The sequence below is a fragment of the Sphingomonas sp. MM-1 genome (assembly GCF_000347675.2).
Classification (GTDB): domain Bacteria; phylum Pseudomonadota; class Alphaproteobacteria; order Sphingomonadales; family Sphingomonadaceae; genus Sphingomonas_E; species Sphingomonas_E fennica.
Genome location: NC_020561.1, coordinates 2,074,525 through 2,082,500, shown reverse-complemented (window position 1 = coordinate 2,082,500; position 7,976 = coordinate 2,074,525). Strand labels below are relative to the sequence as shown.

Here is a 7,976-nt window from a genome sequence, read left to right as displayed (position 1 = left end):
GGGAGACAGACGGCGGGTGCTAAGGTCCGTCGTCAAGAGGGAAACAGCCCTGACCTACAGCTAAGGTCCCCAAGTCGTGTCTAAGTGGGAAAGCATGTGGGAATCCCAAAACAACCAGGAGGTTGGCTTAGAAGCAGCCATCCTTTAAAGAAAGCGTAACAGCTCACTGGTCTAAACAAGGGTTCCTGCGGCGAAGATGTAACGGGGCTCAAGACACGCACCGAAGCTTAGGGTGTGCACTTTGTGCACGCGGTAGCGGAGCGTTCCGTAAGCCTGTGAAGCGGTCTGGTAATGGGCCGTGGAGGTATCGGAAGTGCGAATGCAGACATGAGTAGCGATAAACAGGGTGAGATGCCCTGTCGCCGAAAGACCAAGGGTTCCTGCGCAAGGCTAATCCGCGCAGGGTGAGCCGGCCCCTAAGACGAGCCCGAAGGGGGTAGTCGATGGGAACCACGTTAATATTCGTGGGCCTGGTGGTGTGTGACGGATCTCTTATGTTGTACGTCCTTAACGGATTGGACGTGCTTCGACGAGGTTCCAGGAAATAGCCCCACCGTATAGACCGTACCCGAAACCGACACAGGTGGTCTGGTAGAGTATACCAAGGCGCTTGAGAGAAGTGTACTGAAGGAACTCGGCAAATTGCCTCCGTACCTTCGGAAGAAGGAGGCCCCACATATGCGCAAGCACTTGTGGGGGGCACAGGCCAGGGGGTAGCGACTGTTTAGCAAAAACACAGGGCTCTGCTAAGTCGGCTTCAAGACGACGTATAGGGTCTGACGCCTGCCCGGTGCCTGAAGGTTAAGTGGAGGGGTGCAAGCTCCGAAATGAAGCCCAGGTAAACGGCGGCCGTAACTATAACGGTCCTAAGGTAGCGAAATTCCTTGTCGGGTAAGTTCCGACCTGCACGAATGGCGTAACGACTTCCCCACTGTCTCCAGTACATGCTCAGCGAAATTGAATTCTCCGTGAAGATGCGGAGTACCCGCGGTTAGACGGAAAGACCCCGTGCACCTTTACTGCAGCTTCAGAGTGGCATTAGGAAAGAACTGTGTAGCATAGGTGGGAGGCTTTGAAGCTTGGGCGCCAGCCTGAGTGGAGCCATAGGTGAAATACCACCCTGTTGTTTTCTGATGTCTAACCTCGGACCGTGAAACCGGTTCAGGGACCCTCTGTGGCGGGTAGTTTGACTGGGGCGGTCGCCTCCTAAAGAGTAACGGAGGCGCGCGAAGGTTGGCTCAGGCCGGTTGGAAACCGGCTGTTAGAGTGCAATGGCATAAGCCAGCCTGACTGCGAGACTGACAAGTCGAGCAGAGACGAAAGTCGGTCATAGTGATCCGGTGGTCCCTCGTGGAAGGGCCATCGCTCAACGGATAAAAGGTACGCCGGGGATAACAGGCTGATAACCCCCAAGAGCTCATATCGACGGGGTTGTTTGGCACCTCGATGTCGGCTCATCACATCCTGGGGCTGGAGCAGGTCCCAAGGGTTTGGCTGTTCGCCAATTAAAGTGGTACGTGAGCTGGGTTCAGAACGTCGCGAGACAGTTTGGTCCCTATCTGCCGTGGGCGTCGATATTTGAGAGGAGTTGACCCTAGTACGAGAGGACCGGGTTGAACATGCCTCTGGTGGACCTGTCATCGTGCCAACGGTGCAGCAGGGTAGCTATGCATGGACGGGATAACCGCTGAAAGCATCTAAGCGGGAAGCCTCCCTCAAGATAAGATATCATAGAGCCGTCGAAGACCACGACGTTGATAGATCGGATGTGGAAGTGGAGTAATCCATGGAGCTAACCGATACTAATTGCTCTATTCGCGCTTGATGAGTCCCACCATCAACGACAACCCTGACCATCAGGACGTTGTCGATTAAGGACAATCTCTCAGCACAAGGTAAGCACGTCGATTTCTAAAACGATCCCGCTAGCGCTGGCTCCATAGCTTGGTGGCCATAGCGTCTGTGACCCACCCGATCCCATCCCGAACTCGGCCGTGAAACCAGACTGCGCCGATGGTACTGTTGCCTAAGCAACGGAAGAGTAGGGCGTCGCCAGGCTTTGAAGCCAGCGCCAGCAAGATCAAAACCCATTCACATGTCCAAAGGCCCCCGGAGCCAAAGGCTCCGCAAGGCCGAACGGCCGCCCGAGCTTATGCGAGGAAAGCCAAGGCAGCGGAACGCCGCCGCCGGCGCTTGAGGCCCATCAGTGTCGCGGGGTGGAGCAGCCCGGTAGCTCGTCAGGCTCATAACCTGAAGGTCACAGGTTCAAATCCTGTCCCCGCAACCAATCCTTCCATATCCCACCACACACCAAAGCGTCGCAGGTACACCCGCGGCGCTATTTTTTGCTCCGCAAACCCCCGTTTCATGGCGGGCTGACGGCTGGGCTGGCTGGTCGTGCCGGAAAGCCATGGCGCCGCCGATCTTGTCGCAGCATGCCGGGCTTGTCGCCTTCGATTGCGAGGAGGAGCTCCAGGGCCATATCGCGGCCTGCCGCCGCAACCGGGCGCTGCCCTCCCCAAGCGGCTCCAACGAGCGCGAAAAGCTCCTCTCGTTCAGCCCAACAGCCAATCTGACGTGCTCCCCTTTTCTCCTCCACTCATAAGTAGAGTCCGGGGTTGCCAGGGTGCCCTGGCGGGTTGGGTTGTGCAACCCGCCCGGCAGCATTGGCGGGCGTCAGCCCGCCTATCCCGCTATGCGGCCGCACGTAGTTGTAGTCGTCGCGCCATGCCCGCAGCACCGACCGCGCATGGCTGAGGGACGCGAACAGCGTCTCGTTCAGGCATTCGTCGCGCAAGCGACCATTAAAGCTCTCGACGTAGCCGTTCTGCTGCGGCTTGCCCGGCGCGATATAGTGCCACTCGATCCCCCGGTCCTGCGCCCAACGCAGGATCGCGAGGCTGGTCAGTTCCGTGCCGTTGTCGCTCACGATCATCAGCGGCTTGCCGCGAACCGCGATGATCGCATCGAGCTCGCGCGCCACACGAGCACCCGACAGCGACGTATCGACCACCAGCGCGAGGTTCTCCCGCGTGAAGTCGTCCACCACCGCAAGGATACGGATACGCCGGCTGCACACCAGCGTGTCGCTCACGAAGTCCAGGCTCCAACGCTGGTTCGGACCTTGCGGTAACGTCATCGGTGCTCGCGTGCCCATCGCTCGCTTGCGGCCCCGCCGGCGCCGCACACGCAAGTTCTCCTCGCGATATAGCCGCAGCAGCTTCTTGTGGTTCATCACGATGCCCTCGCGGGCCAGCATGGTCCCCAGCCGCCGGTAGCCGAACCGGCGACGTTCAAGCGCGATCTCGCGAAGACGCGACCGCAGGTCGCCATCATCACCACGCCGATGCGCATAGCGCATCGACGATCGATCCACGCCAAGGATGGCACAGGCCCGACGCTCGCTGATGCCGAAGGCCTGCCGAACATCCTCGACAGCCCTTCGACGAGCGGCAGGCCTCACCAGTTTTTTGAGGCAACCTCCTTCAGCACCGCATTGTCGAGCATCGCATCGGCCAGCAGCCGCTTCAGCCGTGCGTTCTCGTCCTCAAGCACTTTCAGCTTGCGCGCCTGCGACACGTCCATGCCGCCATACGTCGCCTTCCACTTGTAGAATGTCGCACTGCTCACGCCGTGCTTGCGGCACACATCCCCCGTCTTCGAACCGGCCTCCTGCTCCCGCAAGATCCCGATAATCTGCTCCTCGGTGAACCTGCTGCGCTTCATCGTCGTCCTCCTTCATGAAGGACTCTAGCTCAGACTGGCGGAGTTTCAGGGGAGCACGTCAAATCCCAGACAGGCTCCCCTCCAACACATAACTCGCTTATTCTTCCTCGGCGGCACAGATCTTCCGGGGCGTCCGTCCCGGTCGGTGCCCGCGACAAGGATCGGCCCATGACCACCCATCATCCCATCCCGCCGCAGGACAGGCTGATCTCGATAGACGAAATCCTGCGCGCACGGCCCAATCCGCCGTGCGCGACCACGCGCGAGCGCGGATGGAGCGGCGTGACCGTGGACCTCCATCGGCCACGCCTGAACTGCGCCGAAAGCTTTCCCGGACTCGACCATCACATGATCTCCTATTGCCCGGCCGGCAATGCCAGGCTCGTCCAGGGAAGGGCCGGCACCGTCCATGAAAGCATGATCTCGGCGGGCGTCTCGCTCATCCTCCCGGCGGGCTATGATTCGTCCTGGGATGGTGACTCGGCCGCTTCCGCACGGCTGCGAATACCCGCCTCGCTCGTCGACATGGCGGCCGAGCAGGTCGGCCGGCGCAGCATGGCCCAGGTGGAAATCCGCAACGTCTTCGAAGTTCGCGACACCGCCATCGAGCGGCTGGCGCTGATCCTGCTGGCGGAGATGGACCTGAAGCCGCACCCCGCCCAGGCGCTTATCGTCGATGGTGTATCCACCGCCCTGGCCGCGCATTTGCTGCGCCTCTACAATGTCTTCGAACTGGCTGAGCCGCGCGACGAACGCTCACTGGGCCGCGTCGAGCTTTCGCGGCTGATCGCCTATATCGAGGACAATATCGACCGCACGATCGGGCTGGCCGAGCTGGCGGAGACCGTGAACGTCAGCCGGTTCCATTTCGCCCGGCTGTTCAAGCGCAGCACGGGCCAGACGGCGATCAGCTTCGTCGAGCAATGCCGGTTGCGGCGCGCCCGGGCGCTGATCGCGGAGACCGATCTCCCGCTTTCCGAGATCGCGCTGATGACGGGCTTTGCCGACCAGAGCCATTTCACCCGCCGCTTCCATCGCCATGTCGGCTCGACGCCCGCGGCCTATGCGCGCGAGCGGGGGCGCCGCCGGACCGGACGCCGTTCGGACGGCACCCGCTAGAGCCGGTGCGGTGCGGCTCCCGCCGGCGCCGGCGACGGCGCCCCGAAGCGGACATCCGCGCCAATCGGCGGCCAGGATGCGCAACCGGATGCAAGATTCCCGGCGGTCTGCCCCTTAACCTGTTCCAGCAGCGCGCGCGGAGGCGACGATAGCGGCGAGGCGTGGCCGCTTTCCGATCGGCCCGAGCGCCGGCGGAGGGCCAATTCCTATCCCGGGCGATTGGCGATATCATGCGTCCGGCGGAAGATGGGCACCCGCCTGTCCGGCAGGCGAAGCGCACAACGGCGGAGATGGGCATGGTCAGGCTGATTTTCTTGTCCCTCTTCCTCCTGCTGGTCGCGGCGGGGGCGCTAGCCCTCCGCTCCTGCGATGCGCGGTCGGACAATCCGGTGCCCGAGGAGGCGCCTCTCAACGCCGCTGTCGCCGACGTCATCGTCGGCCTGCCCAATGGCGCGACCCTGGTCGCGCAGAAGGGAACCGTGGGGCGGCAGCTGATCGAATGGCTGGCGATGAACGACGGCAAGGCCATGCCGTTCGAGCTGGGCGGGAAGGAATTCCTCCCCGGCTCGACCAACCCGACGGTCGAGGATAGTGGCCGCCTTCCGCGGCTGGTGATGATGCTGAAGGCCTATCCCGACGTCGACGTCCAGATCCTGGGCCATGCCCGGGCATCCGGGGACGAGCGCGCCGATATCGCGCTGTCGGAGGCGCGGGCGCGATTTGTCGTCGATCGGCTGCGCAAGGAAGGGATCGGTGAGGACAGGTTGTCGGCAAAGGGAGTCGGCTCCTCCCAGCCATTGCCGCCCGACAGCCCCCTGCGCGCTGGCGGCGCCACCGACGACAGGGTCAGCCTCGTCCTCGTCCGCCGGGCCGCCGCCGATCGATGAGACGGCCGGCCCCGCTTAGAACGTCAGCAGGACGGTGAGCGAGCGCACGCCCTGCGCGCCGTGGATCAATATGCCTTCGATATCGGCGGTCGCGGACGGGCCGGTATGGAAGCTGGCATAGGCATGGTCGCGGAGATCGGGGTGGAGATAGGCGTCCTGCAGGGTGGGCAGGATGCGGACGGGATCGAGCAGGACGATCAGATGCTGGGCGAGATAGGCGACGGCATTGTTGCGGAGCGCCCGATCGGTCAGCAGGACCGATCCGGTTTCCGCCACGCCGAAGCTCGCCCGCACGATCGCGACGACGACATCGGCGAGGTCGCGCGGACGGGCCACGGCCCCGAGATCGCGATTGCCGTCATATTCCGGCACCGCCGAGGCGATGATCCGTGCATCGGGAAAGCGCGCCTGCAGCAGGGCGGAGACCGTGCCGTCCCGCTGGCCCCGATCCAGTCCGTAGGTGCCGATGGATGTGGGGGCATCTTTCATCGTGGTGCGGAGTCGGCTCATCAACGCCGACGTAACGTGCTTCCTGGCGGATGAGGCGCTGAGCGCACTGGGGCAGGAGCCGGTGGCTAACGTCGTCTGGAAGCAGCGGCGTGTCACCGCCCTTGGCGTCTTGCGTTATCGTTCGCTCGGCAAAATATCTCAGGCCAACGTCACCAGGCTCAAGTTCGCCGATCCGGCGAGGAGCCTGCCTGGGCCAGCCGACGTGATCGATAGGCAGTCCACCGGCGGGCTGAGTTCTGAGGAATATCTGAAGAGGGTGCGGAATGGCGACGCCTAGGTATGCGTGGGACTCGTGCACTAGGATCGCGATGATCATTCAGGAGCAGCCCCTGCTTAAGGACGGTGGCGTCGAAGATCGAGCCAAGCTGCGCAACCATGCGATCTCGCGGCGAAGAAGCAGCTGGAGATCGTTACCTCGGGCTTGGCCCTGGCTGAGGTGTGCAAGCACGACGAAGTGAAGGCTGTCGCAGGGGACCTCCTCTCTGATTTCCTCAGAACCGATTACATCCTGGTTGTCGCCACGGACCGCAACGTTGGCACGCTCGCTCGCAAGCCGATGCAAAGCGGGTATATCCGGGGTTGAAAGCGCCGGACGCCGTGCACCTTGCGACCGTCATCGTCACCGATATGAAGGAACCTTCGACAAGAAGCTCCCAGCGCTCGACGGCAAGCTGGAGGTACCCAGCGACGGGTGCTGAAGATCTGCAAGCCGTTTGGACCGCCGCCGAATCTACTGGACGGGATGTAGTTCCCGGTCTCGTCTCAGTCTGGTCCCGGCTGGCTCAGCTTATATCAGTGTGCTTATTCTCCATTCATTACCCAAATAGCTGGGCAACGATGGATTTCTGGCGCTAAGCGGCTAAAATTTCTTGGTGACCCCTACGGGACTCGAACCCGTGTTTTCGCCGTGAGAGGGCGACGTCCTAGACCGCTAGACGAAGGGGCCATGCGCGTTGGAGCCGCGTCCTTATGGAGCGTCGCCGCGCGAGTCAAGTCGCGGGCTCCGGCGCGCAGCGGTCAGGCGGCGAAGCCGCCGTCGATGGTCTGCATCGATCCCGTGATCATCGCCGCGTGTGGCCCGGCGATATAAGCGGTAAGCTCTGCCACCTCCTCGGGCCGGATATGGCGCTTCACCGCCATGAAGCTGTGCATCTGCTCGGCCATCGGCCCGTCGGCGGGGTTCATGTCGCTGTCCGTGGGGCCGGGCTGGATGCTGTTGACGGTGATGCCGCGCGCGCCGAAATCGCGTGCCAGCCCGCGCACCATGCCCTGCATCGCCGATTTGGTCATCGCATAGGCCGCGCCGCCCGCGAAGGGGATGCGATCGCCGTTGGTGGAGCCGATGACGATGATCCGGCCGCCGTCCGGCATCCGCCGCGCGGCCTCGACCGCGGCATGATAGGGCGCGCGGATGTTGATATCGATCATCCGGTCGATCGTGTCGGCATCCAGCGCCAGCGGATCGCCGATCGCCAGCGTGCCGGCATTGATCACCAGCATGTCGATCGGCCCCTGCGCCGCGATCGCCGCCGTCAGCGCATCCCGATCGGCGCTGTCCGCCTGCACCGCCCGCGCCCCGGTTTCGGCGGCGAGCCGCTCGGCCGCCTCCGCCGATCCGGCATAAGTGAAGATCACGCGGGCTTCGGCCTGCGTGAAGCGGCGGACGATGGCGGCGCCGATGCCGCGGCTGCCGCCGAGGATAAGCGCGGTCTTCCCGGAAAAATCAGCCATGCC

Annotated in this window: 6 protein-coding genes, 2 tRNA genes and 2 rRNA genes (1 of these 10 running past the window's edge); 6 read left to right on the top strand and 4 right to left on the bottom strand. The window is 63.0% G+C overall.

Annotated features, from left to right (window positions below):
- The 3 genes from G432_RS10075 to G432_RS10065 all read left to right on the top strand — a co-directional run.
- Nucleotides 1-1,826, top strand: a 23S ribosomal RNA gene (locus tag G432_RS10075) (it extends 966 nt beyond the left edge of the window).
- Nucleotides 1,827-1,943: 117 nt separating this feature from the next.
- Nucleotides 1,944-2,058: ribosomal RNA gene (gene rrf, locus G432_RS10070) — 5S ribosomal RNA — on the top strand.
- A 152-nt stretch (nucleotides 2,059-2,210) separates the two neighbouring features.
- Nucleotides 2,211-2,287: transfer RNA gene (locus tag G432_RS10065), tRNA-Met, on the top strand.
- A 312-nt stretch (nucleotides 2,288-2,599) separates the two neighbouring features.
- Here G432_RS10065 and G432_RS10060 read toward each other — a convergent pair.
- A protein-coding gene (locus tag G432_RS10060) for an IS3 family transposase (protein ID WP_144062027.1) occupies nucleotides 2,600-3,726 on the bottom strand; the annotation gives its coding sequence in 2 pieces (ribosomal slippage) (nucleotides 2,600-3,474 and nucleotides 3,474-3,726; 1,128 coding nt in all).
- Nucleotides 3,727-3,894: 168 nt separating this feature from the next.
- Here G432_RS10060 and G432_RS10050 point away from each other — a divergent pair.
- Entirely contained in the window at nucleotides 3,895-4,845 is a 951-nt protein-coding gene (locus G432_RS10050; protein WP_015458717.1) for a helix-turn-helix domain-containing protein, read from the top strand.
- A 296-nt stretch (nucleotides 4,846-5,141) separates the two neighbouring features.
- Complete coding sequence (locus tag G432_RS10045) at nucleotides 5,142-5,732, top strand: OmpA family protein (protein ID WP_015458716.1); 591 nt, start codon at nucleotides 5,142-5,144, stop codon at nucleotides 5,730-5,732.
- Between the two features lie 15 nt (nucleotides 5,733-5,747).
- On the opposite strand, the gene G432_RS10040 is transcribed toward G432_RS10045, so the two are convergent.
- Entirely contained in the window at nucleotides 5,748-6,242 is a 495-nt protein-coding gene (locus G432_RS10040) for a LutC/YkgG family protein (RefSeq protein ID WP_084673643.1), read from the bottom strand.
- A 61-nt stretch (nucleotides 6,243-6,303) separates the two neighbouring features.
- Between G432_RS10040 and G432_RS23265 the strand changes: the two genes are divergently transcribed.
- Nucleotides 6,304-6,519: a hypothetical protein gene (locus G432_RS23265; RefSeq protein WP_144062026.1), complete on the top strand. Its 216-nt coding sequence runs from the start codon at nucleotides 6,304-6,306 to the stop codon at nucleotides 6,517-6,519.
- A 593-nt stretch (nucleotides 6,520-7,112) separates the two neighbouring features.
- Here the strand turns inward: G432_RS23265 and G432_RS10030 are convergent.
- Both G432_RS10030 and bdcA read right to left on the bottom strand, forming a co-directional pair.
- Nucleotides 7,113-7,188: transfer RNA gene (locus G432_RS10030), tRNA-Glu, on the bottom strand.
- Between the two features lie 71 nt (nucleotides 7,189-7,259).
- Entirely contained in the window at nucleotides 7,260-7,973 is a 714-nt protein-coding gene (gene bdcA, locus G432_RS10025; RefSeq protein ID WP_015458713.1) for an SDR family oxidoreductase, read from the bottom strand.
- Between the last annotated feature and the right edge of the window lie 3 nt (nucleotides 7,974-7,976).

Coding starts and splice junctions, on each gene's coding strand:
- bdcA (WP_015458713.1), bottom strand. CDS start 7,973: ATGGCTGATTTTTCCGGGAAGACCGCGCTTATCCTCGGCGGCAGCCGC.
- G432_RS10040 (WP_084673643.1), bottom strand. CDS start 6,242: ATGAGCCGACTCCGCACCACGATGAAAGATGCCCCCACATCCATCGGC.
- G432_RS10050 (WP_015458717.1), top strand. CDS start 3,895: ATGACCACCCATCATCCCATCCCGCCGCAGGACAGGCTGATCTCGATA.
- G432_RS10045 (WP_015458716.1), top strand. CDS start 5,142: ATGGTCAGGCTGATTTTCTTGTCCCTCTTCCTCCTGCTGGTCGCGGCG.